We start from the raw sequence: 16,962 nt of genomic DNA, 5'->3' as shown, positions 1-16,962 counted from the left end.
AAAAGGTTTTTTATGGATAATTATTTGATAAGGGATATGTTTTAGAATATTCCCCTAGTCATTAGGTATTTAAAGTTTTTAAGTTATTATCCCTATCACATAAAATAGATAGTGCATACCTTAATTAATAACGTGAGGCTTGATCAAAGATTGAGTGTAACACGATTTATTTATATTAAAGGTGGAAAGATAGATGAACCCAAAAGTTTCGATAATCATTCCTTTTTATAATTGTTCCTATGTAGATCAAGCTATTGAAAGTGCCCTAAATCAAACCTACCCCAATATAGAAATTATTGTTGTAGATGATGGATCAACTGAATTTAAGGAGAAATTAACTCCTTTTCAGGAAAACATTGTTTATATAAGAAAAGAGAATGGAGGGACGGCAACAGCTTTAAATGAGGGCATACGTTCAGCTACAGGAGAGTATATTGCATGGTTAAGTGCTGATGATTATTTTCTGCCTGACAAGGTTGCTAAACAGATAAATTTTATGATGAAGGAAAAAGTCGAAGCTAGTTTTACAAACTATAACTATATGGATGAAACGAGTCAACCTATTGATCACTGGACACGGCCAGTTTTCTCTAATAATGAAGATGTTTATAGAGCCTTTCTAAATTATAATGCGATTAACGGATGTACAGTGATTATAAAAAAGGGGATATTTGAGCAGGCTGGTTATTTCAATCCTAATCTACGTTATACGCAAGATTACGAAATGTGGGTTCGGTTATTGATAAAGGGCTATAAAATATATTATTTAGATGAAGAACTCACTAAATTTAGAATTCATAAAGAATCTGGAACCTATAAACATCAACTAGAAATGCAGCAGGAAATCTCAAGTATTGAGAGCAAGTATAGACCTCTTCTCAAAGAGTATATTACGCGTCATTTATGAAGATTTAGTCTTAAATGCCAAAGTAAAGTATTCAAAAATTTGCTACCATATTATCTTTTATAGAAAATAACTCTAAATATATCTCCCATAATCTGAATTTCAATGAAATTTCAAACCTCATATCCTTTTAAAAGTTCATTAAGCTTCCTCTGAGCTATTCTACAAATAATACGACGCCAAACCATTATGGAAGAAAAACAAGCATCTAGAAACCTTTATATGAGCCGTGAAATCATGAGAAAGAGTTATAAATTAGCTTTTCACGGTTTTCTTAGCCCCTTGTAAAAATAATAGCCATAGTTGGTATCGTTACGCCTGCAAGGATCCTACCTGTAAAAGTAGGTGATGATAATGATAGTAGCATATCAACTATTATTATTAATGACATTGTTTACGCAGCCAACCAAGTGTTCAAGTCATCAACCTAAGTTTAGGGACAACTCAAGACTCTTTAACAATAAGAAATTGTATTACCATGTTGTACTTAGGGTTTCTAATTTCCTTACTATATCACTTTTTCTAGAGTGTTGATCTAAAAAATTCATGAGTAAATCTGGATTTTGGCGTACACTCTCACGACGTTTCTCTTCTAGGAATAGACGATGAGCCGTTCCATATAGATAACCTTTTAAAGCCTCATAAGAATAACCTTTCTTTATACGACGCAACTTTAAAGCAGACAGAGCATCAGAAATAGCTGTAAGAGTAATAGACTCTAAATCTTCTAAAGGTTTCTCAACCGTAGACTTTAAGTAAGCTAATCTTACTTTACCAAATAGCTCATATACTTTCTTTACGTTAGGGAACAATGGTTTTACACGTATAATAAATTTATGAGGTATGTATGATGGATAAACTTCCTCGTATGTATCCTCTTTACGTATACTATGATCTTTATTATTTGTCTTAATAAGAGTATTGTCTTCATGGTGCTCGATTTTCTCTTCTTCTTGTGCCTGTTTATCTCCATTTGTCGGTTGTGACGGAGGTAAGATTTGCACTAAATTAACTGTTTGTTTCATGTCGCGTGATCGTTTGGTTGGTATAATACGTACGATTCCCATATCAGAAAGTCGTTTAAGCCATTCACCTACTGTATCGGCTTTGTTGACGCCAAAGTGTTCAGCAATAATGCTCCTTCTTTTAAAAGAAAGACCAAAATAAACACGTGAGTGATCACGCAAGTAATCTAATAAATTGATTAACTTTCGTTTCGTGCTTGGACGTAGATTACTATCTTGGATTGTATGTACATGTATATTTACAGCTTCGCGTAACTCCTCCATGGATTGAAATGTTGCATATTCGGATTTGTCAATTTTGTCAATCACTACATCAATTTTACTTTTCGCCATAATAGTTGCTCTCCTTTGGTTTCGGAACAAGAAAAAGACGCTATCGATGTGTGCATCAACAACGTCTTCCAACATTAGACGAAAAAACCGAGAATTCACTCTTGAAAAACATCCCTGTACATTGTAAAATAGCAACATACAAAAAATGTGTTTTCAAGAGAGTCTGGATTAGTGTTGATGTGGCTGTTTCACATCGACCGTAGTAGGGAGGTTGCCGCCTCACCACTATAGTCTAGGCTCTCTTTTTATTGTCCGTTCATTTATTTGATACCTATTTTAAATGGTTATGGGGTAGATTACAAGGTAAATTTTTCATATGTCGAATGATTTAGAGAATATATGTGGATGAGTAACTTAGCTACATGCTATAAAATTTGCCCTTTAGTTATATACAGAAATTTATCTATATAAGGAAAACAACCTGTAGATTATATAATCTACAGGTTGTTCATAGTAGGCAACTTTATAGGAATAGCATAAAAGCGCCGACTATTCCTCAATGGGGTCGTTCAATGCCCTTCAAACAACTGATACAGATACAATATCTTTTAAGTTTACTCTTATTAATTCATCATCCTCAAGGAATAGAGCAAAATGATCTACAATCCCTTGAAAAACACCCTCAATTACAATACCATTGATTAAGGAAACATTTACTCTAGCTCCAATTGTCAAACCAAATAAAACTTTTCTTCCTTTTCCCGTGAAATTTAAATCATTGTTATTATCTTGTTCTTTATCTTCATTATTGTTTCTATTTCTTCCAAAATTATCTTCATGTTTTCTTCTATCATCGTTACATTTATGAAAGATCACGTCATCCCAACTCATATAGTTTTCCTCCTTGGAATAGATTTAATTACATGTTATTACTATGCCGATAATAGATTTGTGCTTGTACTAATATAACTGTTTCTTAAAAATAGGGTGAATTTATTATGTTTTTAGCCTTCGGGCTAATATTGTTATATAAAAATTAGGGAAATAGACTTGCATTTTTATCATTAAATTACACATAAAAAGCCAATAAACCTGTAAATATAATAGCTTTTATATAATCTACATTATAAAAATAAAAGAAGGTTAAGAATTAAAATTTCTTAACCTTCTCAAATATATATAATAATATAAACTTCCCTTACCTCTTTTAACCAAGAAGTACCTTAAAGAGTTTTTTCACCTAATAATTAGATATTTTTTAAACTTTATGCAGTAACAAGAGAATTCAGCAAGGTAACAAGAGCCCCTACGAGCGTTGCAACGAATGCGAGTACCGCATTGATTGCTCCAGTTGTAATACTACCAATTGGAGCAATCAGTCCATTAAGGAGAGAGGTGATAGATGTTATCACAACCCCAATAATTGCAATGATATCATTAAGCATATTATCCACCCCCTATTAATAGAATTACTATATTCTATTAAAAAAAAATGAAAATGAAAGGGACGAGCATCCAATCTTTATAAAAAGATTGGATGCTGCAATTTACTTATATATTTTATACAAAATATAATACTAGTAGGGTTATAACTTTTATAACTGCAATAAATTAGAAATGATCTATAATCATAGTAACTAGACCATATAACATACCAAAGATAGGAAATATAATCCACCAGGGCCATCTATACGCTTTACCTTCAGTTTCCTTTATAATAATCTTTTCCTGAAAACTTTTGTCTCCTCTAATCAGTTCATCTAGAGATATATTATATAAATCACTTAATTTAATTAGATTATCTAAATCAGGATAACAGTTTCCATTCTCCCATTTAGAAATTGACTGTCTAGATATATTTAATACTGTAGCTACATCCTCTTGAGAGAGGTTTTTTTCTTCTCGTTTTTTCTTTAAATTAGATGATAAATTCATAATTTTTCCACCTATTCCACTTAATAGTTATTGAATCTTATATATCAAATATAATAGAAAAATTGATATCAAACGAGCAGACATTAGTTTATACTCACGCAACTAATGGTTGCGAACTAATTTTTTATTATAAAAAACTAGAAATCTTAACATAGGGTCAGTGTTATAATAGTTATAACTCTACATAAATTGGGGGTTATGACTATTATGTATACAGAGTTTTATGAAAAAGTAGATGGTTTGGCTAAAGCTATAGGGGTAACTACTTCTACTGCCAAAAAATATTATTTAATTTTTGAAGAACAAGGTTATAACTTCAATCGTAATCAACAAGGACAACTATTATTTTCACAAGATGATATAAACTTGTTTAAAGAGCTCATAGTCTTGAAAAATGAAAAAGGTATGACCGTATCAAAAGCAGTGAAGGAGCTTATTCAAGATAGAGTTATAACTCATATAACTCCTGAAAACAAAGATGTAACTGTTATAAACAAACAAGTTATGACAGTTATAACTGAACTAAACGAATTAAAGAAGTTAGTACATGATCAACATCAGATAATCCAAGAACAGCAGAAAGATTTCAAAGAACAACTTCAAAAACAACAAGATTACATAACAAATAGTTTAAATCATAGAGATGAAACACTAACGGCAACATTAAAAAAAATGCAAGAATCACAACAAGAAATAGCAACTAGTATTTCAAACGAAAAAGGTAAAAAGAAATGGTGGAAACGATTGATACCTTAAGATAAAAGAGTCTACTCCAGAAAATGAAGTGGACTCTTTTATAACAGTTATAACTGTTATAACACCTTATACAAATTAGGGTTTCCTCGACAACCTTTTCACGCTTTGTATAATCAAATATAATCCTCTACAAAGGAAATGGTCTCCTGGTCTACTTGAATCTTCTCAACATCCCCCTTAATCAATCTCATCTGAACGTTCTTTTCAAGATAACCGCAGCAACATCAACACATTATAAATGTTATCCCTTCTCATATTTCGTAACAACATATCCATCCAATTCCCCTTTTCAATGTATCTCTTTGTAAGTACCTTAAAAGCAAATTATCCATACTTTCGCCCAAACAATTTAGTTAAATTCCCCATATATTATGAAATAGTGATTAGGATTAGGAGATGAAAGCAAAATGGACACATATTATACTGATTTCTATCCATATGAACGATTCTTAGGCCCTCAATTTCCTTCGACACCACCTAGGCCGCCAGGAGGATTCCCTACATTTAATCCACAACAAGCCCCAACAGCTCCTCCACCAACATTCACACCAACACAGCAAACTGCTACACCTTTTGCTGTAGATCCAGGTGCTATTTCATTATGTTTATTCCGAAATACATTTATATGGCTTAGGAATGGTTCTAGCTTCTGGTTCTTCCCTGTTTTTGTGGGACCTAGATCAGTCGCTGGTTTCAGATGGAATGGACGATTTTGGAGTGTTTTTGGCATTGATACACGACAAATTGTATCGTTTAGTTGTTTTTAAAAACATAACAAATAGAAAAAGAAACATCTCTTCATTCCAAAAGGATGTTTCTTTTTCTATTTGTACACTCGATATACAATTCCAGTTCACATAATAAACATTCTAGAAATCTATAAAAAAGGGGAACGAGCCTATTATAATAAATCATTTCTTCTATTATGATCAAATTATCCAAGATGTTACTAAACATTCCCTCATACACCTAAACAATTAGATGCTAAGATAACCGTCTTGTTATGTAAAAAGGAATTTTAAAATCAAAGAAGCATAATGTTAAGTTTCATACAATCCATGCATACTGTACCGAACTTAACATTATGCTCACTCTGGATATAAAGATAAGGACAACGTTCCTTAAAATATACAAGGTGGTTTGGATACAGCAGTATAAAGAAAGTTTATCGAAACTTTTCTATTCTTTTTCTTGAGAGCGTTTTACACGTTTACAATTTGAAGAATCATCTGGGTCATTTCCACACTCAAAGTGCTCAACAACATTTTCATCCACAAAATCTTCCGTTACTGGATAGTAATTTTCTACTCTATAAACATTTCGATTAACGTTTACAATGTTAATTGGACGAATGTGTCTAATAGTATGGCGAGTAGTTGTAGTATTTACGATAGTTTCTTCTGGATCCACTACTGTTCTCTCCTCACCAGCAATTTCTCTGAAAGTATTTTGATTATTACCTAAATCCTGGTTATCCAAAACCTTATCATTCATAAAAGGATAGGAATTATTAGCTTTCTTTTTACCTTTTCTTGTTCCCATTAGTCATTCCTCCTTTCATAAACAATATATGAAAAATAAAAAACTTGTCCTAATCAAAGAACCTAAAAAATGTAAATATGCTATTTCACTATAACACTCTAGATGGATAACGTAAAAATTACTAATCTTGCAGGCGTACTTAAAAAACACGACAAAAAAATAAAGATGCTAAAGTAAAAAAATATATTTGAGGATTAAATAGAATAATACCAATGCTTGAAATACTATATTCAAAAGAGAAACCTACTGGATTAATCAGTAGATTTATTTAGGTTTTAAACAATATACATACTTAGTTCCCGGTATCTATATATTTGTTTAAGTGTAAAAACACGACCACTTTTTAATTTACAAAAGAATGGCTGTCTGATTGATGACTTTTCGAGTTTCTTAATCATTGTTATTCTGTTCTTCACTTTCTTCATGTATCTGTCCAATGAGAGAAATAACTGATCCAATTGCTTGTATCCAACTCCCAATAACATCTAATGATTCTCCGTTTTCTTCCTGGTCTCTCTCTTCCTCCTTGTTATAACTACTAGATTTTAATTTATATGCACCACTTAAAGCTTGCAATGAATTGCCTATAGATTGTAATAGGTTACCTATAATGTTATAAATTTCATTTTTATCTAAAGCATCTTCAAGCTCATTTCCTAGAGCAGTAACTCCACCTAAAGCTTGAATCAAATTTCCATCAATAATCAATCGTTGCTGAACTTCATCTTTGAAATCTATAACAAGACCAGCTATTACTGTTATATTACCAACTGATTGAAGTTCATTTCCTATCGTTTCAAGGGACAACTCTCCTTGTCCATCAGCAGCAACAGCATTGCCTACACCTTGTAGTACATTTCCCCACAAATTCAAGTCATTTCTCAAATCTTTTTTTATAAATAAAGATGGAGTACTTCCAACAGCAGAAGTAACTGTTCCAATAGCTGCTAACCATGCTCCAAAGATTTCTTTTAATTGATTATCCATTTACAATCTATCCTGTCAATTAGGTACTGTTATTCATCAAAAAAACTAAAGGCTTCTAAATGTACAAATAAGTTACTTATATTATGTGAACACCATTCAAGATGTTACCAAACATCGCTTCATACAATTTTTTCCGTCTTGAAACTGCATACAATATGCACTCTTAGTTTGAATACCTAAAATCAGGCTTATTTTCCTAGGTATAAGTCCATATCCATTATTCCTTCAAACATATAGTAGTGTATTAGGGAAAAGCAAAAAGAAAAATTAGCTTGTCCAATTATTATCAACCTAAAGTAACCTCTAACAATTTTTAACAATTTCATCATGGTGATACTTTTTATAGACAACAATCACACTACTATCCACAGCCTTATCTTCACCCTCGTACTCTTTGCTGTCGTGGAGTTCGTCCTTGTTATTGAAGGGGTGACTTCTACACTGATAGCTATAACTACTAATATAGATAATCACCGAACTTTACAAACGAAAGGAAGTTGTGAAAATGTATAATAACGTAAACGCACCATTTGCTTCTGGAGAAAATGTCCCTTTCTCACCTGCTATGTCTCCCGGATATACTGCTCCCGCTTATGGATATGGATGTGGTGATCACCATGGTGGATGTGATAATTTCGCGATTATAGTAGTACTGTTTATTTTACTAATCATTATTGGTGCATGTGCTTTCTCCGGTTATAAGGGATAATCCATCCACCTTCAAAAACTCCTGATCTAAGAACAGGAGTTTTTTCTCTTTTTAAACTGTATACCATATACATTATTAGTTAACATAATTTTTGTTATCGGAAATAAAATCCGTTGTAATCACTAGTTCCAACGGATTTTTATATAGTGACACGTACACAAACAATTCTTCTATAGCAACATTTATTCCTCACATTCCTCATATTCATCTTCGTATTTATCCTCATATTTTTCTTCTTCATAATATTGATCTCTCTTATTACGTTTACCAAACATAAATTCATTCCAATTCATAAATTACCACTCCTAAAATGAGAAATGAGTTGTAATTTATTATACGTTTTTTTAAAAAATATACTTGTACTAATAACTATTTTTAGTTATTAGTACAAGCAAAAATAATTCTTAATTAGCAACATATCCTGCATGAAAACTATATATATTTCCAATTACCATAATGAGTGTTATCAGAAGGAAAGCTGTTGGATATAAAGATTTCAACGTTTTTTTACATAGGGACAATCATACAAGCAATGTTTCCCGAGGTTAGTTAACATAGTACACTCCAATGAATTGTCATATCTCTCTATACTTAGTCATAAGAAACAAAAGGAATATTACGTAGGGAGTTGGAGTTTATGCGGACACCTTATAGAAGATGGACAGAACATCCCTATCCAGGGGAACAAGCCCTTCCTAAAGGCTCACCTGAAGCAGGATATTGGCCTATGTTTTTTATAAAAAGAGAAGAAAATAACAATTTCTTAGATCCATTTCAGCGCCGTATCAATTGGAACATTAGAAACCCTGAGACTATTGATTGGGACAGAGAATTGCTGATTGTAGAGCAAACATTGGCTTCCTTAACATCGCAACAGGCTCAAATCGCACGATACTGGGGTACAGGTGAACTAACTTCTAAAATTACCCCTATGATATATAGTCTCGCTGAAAAGTATAGAATGGGTTCCCCATATACTGCTAAAATATTAGGTTATTTTCATGCTTCCATAAATGACGTATGTGTTATAACATGGTTTTTAAAATATCTCTGGGATGTAGCACGTCCAAATCAATACAACAGAAATATATCCAGCGTTCTATTTACTCCACATTTTCCAGCTTACCCTTCTGCACATGCAACAATTGCAGGATGCTCAGAAGTAATAATAAATTATTTCTTCCCTCAGGAGTCCTCTACAATGAGTCAATTGATGAAACAAAGCGCTCAATCTCGTTTATATGCTGGAGTACATTTTAAAGTTGATAATGATGAAGGTTTAAAACTTGGTAGACAAGTAGGAGAAATGGTAGTACAGCTATTAAGAGCTCAAAATAATGGATAAATCATTCTTTCTTTTTTCCCTTTCATGCTATCCCTTCTTACTAAACTATATGAATGGTTTATATAAATTTTTCATGTATAATACCTTTATAAGTATGTCCTTCAAAAAACAGTGTGTATCATATACAAATTTAATTAACATAATCCTTATTATAGGACTCAAGTTTTGCATTTAATGGAGTATGCTTATGCTCTGCAAAACAGAAGATAATTGCAAAACTTGAGCCTATATTTGTGTGTTTCCATTACAATAACTACTATAATCTTGTGGGAGTATGCCCTACATTTGCCACAAATCCCCTTGTCGCTTATTTACTTTTCACTTATATAAAAAGGGAGCTATTCATATTGTTTTCCTCCCTTCTTCTCAAATGGAAAATACCCCCACACCTACCACAACCACCCTTGTCGTACCAATACATAAAAACTTAGTTAGCATAATCCTTGTTATCGGAAAAAAAGCCGTTGGAATTAATAATTCCAACGGCTTTTTTTTATCTCAACATGTCCAAACGCTTTTCATTGAGCTACATATTCTACTAGTACAAGCACCGTATTTGCGTTGCAAATACCCGCTTCGCTGTGCTTGAAAATGAATGCTTCGCATCATTTTAGAGTCGGACAAATCGCAACAAAGCTTCGCCATGTTTCCTTGTCCTCTCCGCCAGTTTCACTGGTTACGACTACCGCCCTTCGGTTACTTAAAAGTGAAGGAGAAAGGGACTGACTGTCTTACGACACCCTCTTTCCCCTTCACCTTCCAAAAGACCCCCGTTCTATTTTAGAACGGGGGTCGTATTTGCAGAATTCAAAAAATATAAAATAAGAAGTCATGCACAATAATTTATCCTGCCACATAAACCTATGTATTATGTATTTATATTTATTGTTTTAGTGAAGGAGTATCCCGATGAATGTCTGGCTTAATCAAGAGAAACCCAAAAATACTGGATACCAGAGTTTTTACTATACTAAGCAAAAACAAATAGACAAAATACAAGAACAATTATATAAACAATATGATTTAATTCAAAAACACAACTCATTCTCTTCCATAGAACAAATAGAAGAAATCCTAAAGATTAAAAACTTGAAAAATCCAATGAGTCATTTAATGTACAATTTGTTTCCAGGAAAAAAAATTAGAAGGATTAATATTTCCGGAACTAGTGTTCATACGGAACGCTTTATTAATTATAATTTACTCAATAATATATCGACTTTTCTTCTTGAGGATTCTAACGTATTAGCCGTTAATACAGATAGAATATATTCAATAACAATATGACCTACACAAGCTCACTATATATCCATAGTCTAACTATTAATTTAATTACCAAAGACTCAGAGATAAACCCTGAGTCCCTAGTAATGTTTACAAACATTATTTATTAGTTAAATTCAAGAGCGTCGATTCTACGGTAATCAACAACTAGAACTTCACCGTTTGCTTTTGTGAAAGTAGCAATTCCTGTGTCAGGATTAAAAGCTGCAAAAGCATCTACAGCTTCCTCTAATCCATTAATGAAAACATCCTCAACATCTGTACCTGGATTCAATGTTCTCAACAGCTCAAAAATAGGTCCGTTACCATTTTCCATAATATAAAACAGTCCTTTCCTTTAAAATTTTATTACTAAATATGATTATTCAAAGATTTTCATCATTGAGTGGATATTTTAATCAACACACTTAAAATATTTCACTAAACAATACGAAAATCTTATTAAAAGGAGGGTGATTGATTGGATTTACAAGAAACTCTTACATTCCCTCCAGTACTTATATATTCAAATTACTAGAAATTTGTCCTAGTCTATGGCCTTTTTAGACATAATTCGTAAAATTACCTAAGAGTTATAATTAAACTGCCTGTTATTACAAATGTACGAGACTGACAAGAAAGAAATACTTTTTTCTATTTCTATATGAATATCATTTATATTGTTAATCAATATAATTTTCATAGTGACATAGGATAGAAGCAATGGAATTAAAATTTTCAGATACTCCTCATACCGCACAGGTAAACCGTGCGTTTTTTTATTTATCACAGGAAAGATGTTCATTTTTGAAAGTAATACATATAATGAGAGTATCTCCATAAATACATCGAAGTTGAGTACAGTAAAAGACACCAAAGAACAGAGAGATCCCTCCGCAACCTCTCTGTTCTTTGGTGTCTTACGAAAATGATCTTGCAATAAATCATCATTTGAAATATGAATACTCTATACAAAGTTAATTAACATAATGAGTCTTATAAGAAGTAAAATCTCTTATATAAGAAATTTGCATTCTAGATTTATCATAGAAAAAACCCCTATTGTGCAGATAGGGGTTTTTTCTTAATTTTAAAACTCGCTACCATTTAGTTTGTTTTTATCGTTTCCTTATATTTGAAAACTTTATTATTTAAACCCATCCGAAGATCACCATCAATAATTTTAGCACTTGCAGTTACCTTTTCATTACATGTATTAATCTGTAAAAGGTATATCTTTAGCCTGTATTTGCATATTTTTAGGTTGGTAGATAATTTGTCTAAGTCCTACACGTACTAGTATTCGGAATCAAATGTTTATTGGGAGTGAAATATATGGGATCAACAAAGTTAACGGGACGAGTAATATTCAAAGGGGACCCAGGCTATAACAGTGCAATTAAGAATTGGAACCCTTATGTTGATGTGTATCCTTATGTTTTTGTTTTTGCACAAAATGCATACGATGTAAGTAATGCTATTAAGTGGGCTCGTGAGAATAAAGTGCCCTTGCGTGTGAGAAGTGGTCGCCATGCTCTAGATAAGAACCTTTCAGTAGTAAATGAAGGAATTGTTATTGATATGAGTGACATGAATAAAATTCATTTAGATATAGATGAAAAAAAGGCAATTGCAACCGTTCAAACAGGAGTGCATGTCGGCCCCCTTGTAAAAGGATTAGCTCGGGAAGGTTTTATGGCTCCGTTTGGAGATAGCCCAACCGTTGGAATCGGAGGGATTACAACGGGCGGTGGATTTGGAGTACTCTCACGAGCAATTGGCCTTATAAGTGATAACCTTCTTGCACTGGAAACGGTAGATGCAAAAGGGAATATTATTCAAGCAAATCAATCTTGTAATGAGGACTTACTATGGGCTTCTAGAGGTGGAGGCGGCGGTAATTTTGGATACAATACCGAATACACGTTTAAAATTCGTCGTGCTCCTAAAGCTGCAACGGTATTCAAAGCTTGGCAAAAATGGGCGCCTTTTGTAGATGAACGATTAGGGTACATACTTGAAATATTCAGCAAAGTAAATGGCTTATGTCGTGCAGAAGGAATTTTCCTGGGTCCAAAAGATGAACTGATTAAATTATTAAAACCTTTATTAAATACTGGAACTCCAACACGAACAGATATAGAAACATTACCTTATCCATATGCTATAGATTTCTTAGATCCCGATGAACCAATCCCTGGTAGAAGCGATCAGAGTGTTAAATTTTCCTCGGCCTGGGGCCATAAACTTTGGCCTCAAGAACCCATTTCAATCATGAGGAAATTTTTAGAAGAGGCCACTGGAACAGAATCCAATTTCTTTTTTATAAATTGGGGTGGTGCCATAAGTAGAGTACCTAAAGACGAAACAGCCTTTTTTTGGCGCCGTCCATTGTTTTATACGGAATGGAATGCTAGTTGGGTAAATAAATCACAAGAAGCTTCGGATCTTGCATCAGTTGAAAGAGTACGTCAGCTGATGAAACCATATGTAGCAGGTTCATATGTTAATGTTCCGGACCAAAACATTGAAAATTTCGGAAAAGAATATTATGGTGCAAACTTTGCAAGACTTCGAAAAATAAAGGCGAAATATGATCCCGAAAATTTATTTTGTTTCCCACAAAGCATACCACCATCCCGTTAAATAGTTTATTCGCTTTGTAAAACAAAATAACCCCTTTGAGTTTTGAACTGCACCCCAATTGCAAGAAAAAAATTAATAATTAGGCGTATAGGTTTTTCTATTTTATAGAATGTATACTCTATGCACATCTAGTTAACATAATAGTTCTTCTAGGTAGTAATAACACAAATAAGAGACATAAAATGTCAGGAACTATAATCCTGATATTTCTAAAAAAACCAATCCATCTCCCCCGGATTGATTTTTCTTTTTTATCCCCCCCAGCATATAATCTTATTTTGATTAATCTTGATAATTTTTAAGCATATAATTCAATAATGAAATCTTTAAGGATTTCATAAACTTTGAGGAGGTGGAATTGTGAAAACAAGGGGTTATTTAAACGCATTAATTGGTGTCTGGTTTATTATCGCACCCTGGGTTATTGGTTTTTCAGATCAATCAGGAGCTTTGTGGTCAAGCATAATTTTTGGAATCATTCAGATTATCGTGTCATTGTGGGGAAGTGACAAACCCGGTTGGAATTCATGGCAAAATTGGATTTCAGTGATTACTGGTGTCTGGTTTGTAATTTTCCCATTTATCTATTCGTTAACAAATGGAGAGGTTTGGTCAAGTGTAATTCTTGGTTTAATCACAATTGTATTTAGCTTATGGAACCTAGGAACTAATTCGAACGAAGAAGCTGTAGGTTAAAAGTAAAATGAATAGCATTATTCAAAAGTACTAGCATATGCGTTACAGAAAAAACCTACTGTCCACTAAACAATAGGTTTTTTCTATTTTTATAATGTATAAGATCTTCACTTTTAGTTAACATAATGTATCTTTAATAGAGTTGGTCTTTCCTCCATTCATTGGAAGGCAAGAACTTCAAACCTCCCCCTTTTCTCATTATGTAAGATTTTATACATCATTGATGTAGCAATCTTTCTTCTATTACACAGTAGAAAAAGAGTGCATAAAAATCATGGGTTTTATGCAAGTACTATTTCCAGAACTCCCACCATTTTTTGCTGGGTTGCTTTGTTGTCGCGATTAATTTCTGTGTGTCATGCATTTCCCCTATAGTATTGATTAAACTTTGATCTCTTTGCTCTAACTTTGTTGCAATATAATCATCACGTTTTTTAGTTGTTGTAACAGTTCTTTATTAAACTCTAATTGTTGATTTTTAAAGTCTTCGAACTCCTTAAGCAACCTTTGATTGTCTTCCAGTACCTCCCGATATAACTTCGATTTTTGCGTGTCACACTTTGATATGTCTATCCCTTCATCCGTTGATACAACTACGTTTATTGCATTTTCTAACGACATATCAGGTTGTTTGGTTAACTCTATGATTTTGCGTAAGACTATAACATCTTTGTCAAAAAAGCCTCTATGTCCTAGTTCATTTTTATGTATATGGTAACCTGCTTTTTCTAATAGTTGTGAGTACTTTCTGACTGTTGTATTTTGTATACCTAAAAGGACTGAGACTTCTTTGGCTGAATAAACTTTTCTTGCCCCTGTATCACTTGACATATCACCCCTCCTTGACATATCCATGATACGTTAACAGTTCTTCAGCAAAGAATTAACTCCTTTTAAAAAAACGTAAAACTATCTCAATTGCCTGTGTTCTTTACCTCTACCACTCTACACTTAATTCCTCTAAATGTTGAACTAGTTAACTCTTTCTTGTTTTTAAAAAGTTGAAAAGTAAGCTTGGATCCTTGCGCACACTTTCGCGACGTTTTTCTTCCAAGAATAAACGATGAGCTGTTCCATACAGATAAGCTTTTAGAGCCTCATAAGAATAGCCTTTCTTAATTCGACGAAGCTTAAGAGCTGACATAGCATCTGATATAGCCGTAATAGTAATAGTCTCTAAATCTTCTAGTGGGCATTCAAGGTTAGATTTTAGGTGTGCTAATCTTACTTTACCATATAACTCATATACTTCTTTTACGTTAGGAAATAATGGTTTAACACGTGTAATAAAGCTATTTGGAATAAAGGATGGATAGCTTTCTTCATATGTATCTTCTTTACGTATTGTATTTATATTATGTAGTTGTTTTAAAAAGATATTGTTTTCTTGGTGTGACATTTTAACAGTTTCTTGTGTGTCACTCGCTATGCTATGGTTATTTTCCACAGGTTGATCTACAGGTTGAATTACAATAGCATTAGATGTCTGTTGCATATCGCTGCTACGTTTCATTTCATGCTGGCGAATAATACTAAGTTCTTCTAAACGATTACATACACGAATAATAGTGCGACGGCTTTTCCCTAATAAATCTGCTATTTTGTTCTTGGTTAAGAAGGATACACCTTTGTATTTTGCAGAGTAACGATGGAGTAGATCCAGTACAGCAATTTGAGTTTTATTTAATTCATCATTAAATGTTTCTTTGTGTGCTCGTACTGTTTTATTTAACTGATCAATATTTTCAAAGGTTGATAGGTTTTTGTATGTATCTTCGCCTGCTATGATTTCGATAGCTTTTTTAGCCACTTTTCCCTCTCCTTTTAGCAAACAAAAAGACGCTGTTGTCTCGAAGATGGACAACAACGCCTTTGTTCGACGAAAAAGAAAGAGAGTTCGCCAAAATATTCCCTTGAATCTACTTTAAATTTACGGTAGAATGTACACATAAAAAACTAAAGTAGTACAAAGAAGTTATGTAGGTCAGCTGTTGTCTCAGTGTAGGTGAGACGACCAAAGTAAAAGGATTGCAGTCCGATTACTTGGCCTGTATGGCTTCTTTTTATTTTGCGTTCTTTTATTTGTTTACTATTTTAATGGTTTGCTAAGTGGATATCAAGTTAATTTTTCCCTGTCATAAATAACTCTAAAAAAAATTACTTCTTCTCTTCCTCGTTACTAGCCGTTATAACCGTCATAACGGCTATAGCATATACTTGTTACTCCTTCTTATCCTTCATTTTTCCATACCAACCAAATCAGCCACCCAAATTAAAAAGATAAATAGATACGAATATAACCAATATTCATAACAAGATGCATATAGGCTATAGCCACCCAACAGCCTGAAGGCTGTTCTTCTATTGTTCTTTAAGTACTACGCTCGATCGAGTCGCTTTTGTCGTTGCTTTTGAATGCGCTTTTCTACCTCTTCACGCGCATACTTGATCTCATCCAGTTCTCCTAAACCTGTGGTCACGATACCTTTATACCCCTCATGAAAGTACAATCCGTTCATCAATTCGAGTAAAACTTGAGCATGCTTATCGGTTTGATTCACACCGAGTCGAATCTTTTTTAATTCTTCTCGTAAGACATCATGAAGGTTTTGACTCACGATTTCACTAATCGTCTCCAAGGACCATTCTTTCTTTTCTTCTGCTCGATACTTTTGACAAATATCCATAATGGCCTCGCCTGGAAAACGAAGTTTATGTTCTGCCATATAGTCTTGAAGATACTGATCCGTTTCCTCGTCTAAGGTAATCATTCGTCGTTTGGTACTCATAGCTCTTCAATTTCTCCAACTGCTTTTTCAATACTCGCATATAAATTGTTTAAAGTTTTTGTGTTTTGTTCCACTGCATAATGAATTTTCGA

At 33.1% G+C, this 16,962-nt stretch carries 19 protein-coding genes; 8 read left to right on the top strand and 11 right to left on the bottom strand.

The genetic code is table 11. The features are described from left to right. The first annotated feature begins 193 nt into the window (after window positions 1-193). On the top strand, window positions 194-907 hold the full coding sequence (locus tag ACK3CR_RS06770) for a glycosyltransferase family 2 protein (RefSeq protein WP_488975102.1): 714 nt from the start codon (window positions 194-196) through the stop codon (window positions 905-907). A gap of 470 nt (window positions 908-1,377) precedes the next feature. Here ACK3CR_RS06770 and ACK3CR_RS06765 read toward each other — a convergent pair whose 3' ends face one another. The 4 genes from ACK3CR_RS06765 to ACK3CR_RS06750 all read right to left on the bottom strand — a co-directional run bounded on the left by ACK3CR_RS06765 (window position 1,378) and on the right by ACK3CR_RS06750 (window position 4,137). After that, window positions 1,378-2,262: a hypothetical protein gene (locus tag ACK3CR_RS06765; protein WP_488975101.1), complete on the bottom strand. Its 885-nt coding sequence runs from the start codon at window positions 2,260-2,262 to the stop codon at window positions 1,378-1,380. A gap of 519 nt (window positions 2,263-2,781) precedes the next feature. Then, window positions 2,782-3,093 (bottom strand): hypothetical protein, encoded by a 312-nt coding sequence (locus ACK3CR_RS06760; protein ID WP_488975100.1) that lies wholly within the window; start codon window positions 3,091-3,093, stop codon window positions 2,782-2,784. Between the two features lie 374 nt (window positions 3,094-3,467). Then, window positions 3,468-3,647, bottom strand: coding sequence for a hypothetical protein (locus ACK3CR_RS06755; protein ID WP_488975099.1), 180 nt, complete (start codon window positions 3,645-3,647; stop codon window positions 3,468-3,470). Window positions 3,648-3,813: 166 nt separating this feature from the next. Continuing rightward, window positions 3,814-4,137 (bottom strand): helix-turn-helix domain-containing protein, encoded by a 324-nt coding sequence (locus ACK3CR_RS06750; protein ID WP_488975098.1) that lies wholly within the window; start codon window positions 4,135-4,137, stop codon window positions 3,814-3,816. A 207-nt stretch (window positions 4,138-4,344) separates the two neighbouring features. Between ACK3CR_RS06750 and ACK3CR_RS06745 the strand changes: the two genes are divergently transcribed. After that, window positions 4,345-4,893 (top strand): DUF3967 domain-containing protein, encoded by a 549-nt coding sequence (locus tag ACK3CR_RS06745; RefSeq protein WP_488975097.1) that lies wholly within the window; start codon window positions 4,345-4,347, stop codon window positions 4,891-4,893. A 407-nt stretch (window positions 4,894-5,300) separates the two neighbouring features. Beyond that, entirely contained in the window at window positions 5,301-5,660 is a 360-nt protein-coding gene (locus ACK3CR_RS06740) for a transporter (protein WP_488975096.1), read from the top strand. A 412-nt stretch (window positions 5,661-6,072) separates the two neighbouring features. On the opposite strand, the gene ACK3CR_RS06735 is transcribed toward ACK3CR_RS06740, so the two are convergent. Both ACK3CR_RS06735 and ACK3CR_RS06730 read right to left on the bottom strand, forming a co-directional pair. Then, window positions 6,073-6,435 carry a CotD family spore coat protein gene (locus ACK3CR_RS06735; RefSeq protein WP_488975095.1) on the bottom strand — a complete coding sequence of 121 codons (363 nt, stop codon included), beginning with the start codon at window positions 6,433-6,435 and terminating at the stop codon, window positions 6,073-6,075. 390 nt (window positions 6,436-6,825) lie between these two features. Next, the gene (locus ACK3CR_RS06730) at window positions 6,826-7,422 is read right to left on the bottom strand and encodes a DUF6944 family repetitive protein (RefSeq protein WP_488975094.1); all 597 of its coding nucleotides are present in this window, start codon (window positions 7,420-7,422) and stop codon (window positions 6,826-6,828) included. A 565-nt stretch (window positions 7,423-7,987) separates the two neighbouring features. Between ACK3CR_RS06730 and ACK3CR_RS06725 the strand changes: the two genes are divergently transcribed. The 3 genes from ACK3CR_RS06725 (at window position 7,988) to ACK3CR_RS06715 (ending at window position 10,763) form a co-directional block, all read left to right on the top strand. Then, window positions 7,988-8,131 (top strand): YjcZ family sporulation protein, encoded by a 144-nt coding sequence (locus ACK3CR_RS06725; protein WP_488975136.1) that lies wholly within the window; start codon window positions 7,988-7,990, stop codon window positions 8,129-8,131. 637 nt (window positions 8,132-8,768) lie between these two features. Continuing rightward, entirely contained in the window at window positions 8,769-9,476 is a 708-nt protein-coding gene (locus tag ACK3CR_RS06720) for a vanadium-dependent haloperoxidase (protein ID WP_488975093.1), read from the top strand. A gap of 909 nt (window positions 9,477-10,385) precedes the next feature. Then, window positions 10,386-10,763: a hypothetical protein gene (locus ACK3CR_RS06715; RefSeq protein WP_488975092.1), complete on the top strand. Its 378-nt coding sequence runs from the start codon at window positions 10,386-10,388 to the stop codon at window positions 10,761-10,763. A 103-nt stretch (window positions 10,764-10,866) separates the two neighbouring features. On the opposite strand, the gene ACK3CR_RS06710 is transcribed toward ACK3CR_RS06715, so the two are convergent. Further along, complete coding sequence (locus ACK3CR_RS06710) at window positions 10,867-11,076, bottom strand: hypothetical protein (protein ID WP_488975091.1); 210 nt, start codon at window positions 11,074-11,076, stop codon at window positions 10,867-10,869. 998 nt (window positions 11,077-12,074) lie between these two features. On the opposite strand from ACK3CR_RS06710, the gene ACK3CR_RS06705 reads away from it, so the two are divergent. Together ACK3CR_RS06705 and ACK3CR_RS06700 are read left to right on the top strand one after the other, a co-directional pair. After that, on the top strand, window positions 12,075-13,385 hold the full coding sequence (locus tag ACK3CR_RS06705) for an FAD-binding oxidoreductase (RefSeq protein WP_488975090.1): 1,311 nt from the start codon (window positions 12,075-12,077) through the stop codon (window positions 13,383-13,385). Between the two features lie 360 nt (window positions 13,386-13,745). Continuing rightward, the gene (locus tag ACK3CR_RS06700; protein WP_488975089.1) at window positions 13,746-14,081 is read left to right on the top strand and encodes an SPW repeat protein; all 336 of its coding nucleotides are present in this window, start codon (window positions 13,746-13,748) and stop codon (window positions 14,079-14,081) included. Window positions 14,082-14,373: 292 nt separating this feature from the next. On the opposite strand, the gene ACK3CR_RS06695 is transcribed toward ACK3CR_RS06700, so the two are convergent. The 4 genes from ACK3CR_RS06695 to ACK3CR_RS06680 all read right to left on the bottom strand — a co-directional run bounded on the left by ACK3CR_RS06695 (window position 14,374) and on the right by ACK3CR_RS06680 (window position 16,870). Continuing rightward, window positions 14,374-14,445 (bottom strand): hypothetical protein, encoded by a 72-nt coding sequence (locus ACK3CR_RS06695; RefSeq protein WP_488975135.1) that lies wholly within the window; start codon window positions 14,443-14,445, stop codon window positions 14,374-14,376. Between the two features lie 38 nt (window positions 14,446-14,483). Beyond that, window positions 14,484-14,912, bottom strand: a complete 429-nt coding sequence (locus tag ACK3CR_RS06690) for a MerR family transcriptional regulator (protein ID WP_488975088.1) — start codon at window positions 14,910-14,912, stop codon at window positions 14,484-14,486. Between the two features lie 145 nt (window positions 14,913-15,057). After that, entirely contained in the window at window positions 15,058-15,891 is an 834-nt protein-coding gene (locus ACK3CR_RS06685; RefSeq protein ID WP_488975087.1) for a helix-turn-helix domain-containing protein, read from the bottom strand. 568 nt (window positions 15,892-16,459) lie between these two features. After that, complete coding sequence (locus tag ACK3CR_RS06680) at window positions 16,460-16,870, bottom strand: hypothetical protein (protein ID WP_488975086.1); 411 nt, start codon at window positions 16,868-16,870, stop codon at window positions 16,460-16,462. Between the last annotated feature and the right edge of the window lie 92 nt (window positions 16,871-16,962).

This window comes from Priestia sp. TRM10, from assembly GCF_057808375.1.
This window is presented reverse-complemented; position numbering and strand designations above follow the sequence as displayed.

Coding starts and splice junctions, on each gene's coding strand:
- ACK3CR_RS06720 (WP_488975093.1), top strand. CDS start 8,769: ATGCGGACACCTTATAGAAGATGGACAGAACATCCCTATCCAGGGGAA.
- ACK3CR_RS06735 (WP_488975095.1), bottom strand. CDS start 6,435: ATGGGAACAAGAAAAGGTAAAAAGAAAGCTAATAATTCCTATCCTTTT.
- ACK3CR_RS06755 (WP_488975099.1), bottom strand. CDS start 3,647: ATGCTTAATGATATCATTGCAATTATTGGGGTTGTGATAACATCTATC.
- ACK3CR_RS06740 (WP_488975096.1), top strand. CDS start 5,301: ATGGACACATATTATACTGATTTCTATCCATATGAACGATTCTTAGGC.
- ACK3CR_RS06765 (WP_488975101.1), bottom strand. CDS start 2,262: ATGGCGAAAAGTAAAATTGATGTAGTGATTGACAAAATTGACAAATCC.
- ACK3CR_RS06705 (WP_488975090.1), top strand. CDS start 12,075: ATGGGATCAACAAAGTTAACGGGACGAGTAATATTCAAAGGGGACCCA.
- ACK3CR_RS06690 (WP_488975088.1), bottom strand. CDS start 14,912: ATGTCAAGTGATACAGGGGCAAGAAAAGTTTATTCAGCCAAAGAAGTC.
- ACK3CR_RS06770 (WP_488975102.1), top strand. CDS start 194: ATGAACCCAAAAGTTTCGATAATCATTCCTTTTTATAATTGTTCCTAT.
- ACK3CR_RS06760 (WP_488975100.1), bottom strand. CDS start 3,093: ATGAGTTGGGATGACGTGATCTTTCATAAATGTAACGATGATAGAAGA.
- ACK3CR_RS06725 (WP_488975136.1), top strand. CDS start 7,988: ATGTCTCCCGGATATACTGCTCCCGCTTATGGATATGGATGTGGTGAT.
- ACK3CR_RS06750 (WP_488975098.1), bottom strand. CDS start 4,137: ATGAATTTATCATCTAATTTAAAGAAAAAACGAGAAGAAAAAAACCTC.
- ACK3CR_RS06745 (WP_488975097.1), top strand. CDS start 4,345: ATGTATACAGAGTTTTATGAAAAAGTAGATGGTTTGGCTAAAGCTATA.
- ACK3CR_RS06710 (WP_488975091.1), bottom strand. CDS start 11,076: ATGGAAAATGGTAACGGACCTATTTTTGAGCTGTTGAGAACATTGAAT.
- ACK3CR_RS06730 (WP_488975094.1), bottom strand. CDS start 7,422: ATGGATAATCAATTAAAAGAAATCTTTGGAGCATGGTTAGCAGCTATT.
- ACK3CR_RS06715 (WP_488975092.1), top strand. CDS start 10,386: ATGAATGTCTGGCTTAATCAAGAGAAACCCAAAAATACTGGATACCAG.
- ACK3CR_RS06680 (WP_488975086.1), bottom strand. CDS start 16,870: ATGAGTACCAAACGACGAATGATTACCTTAGACGAGGAAACGGATCAG.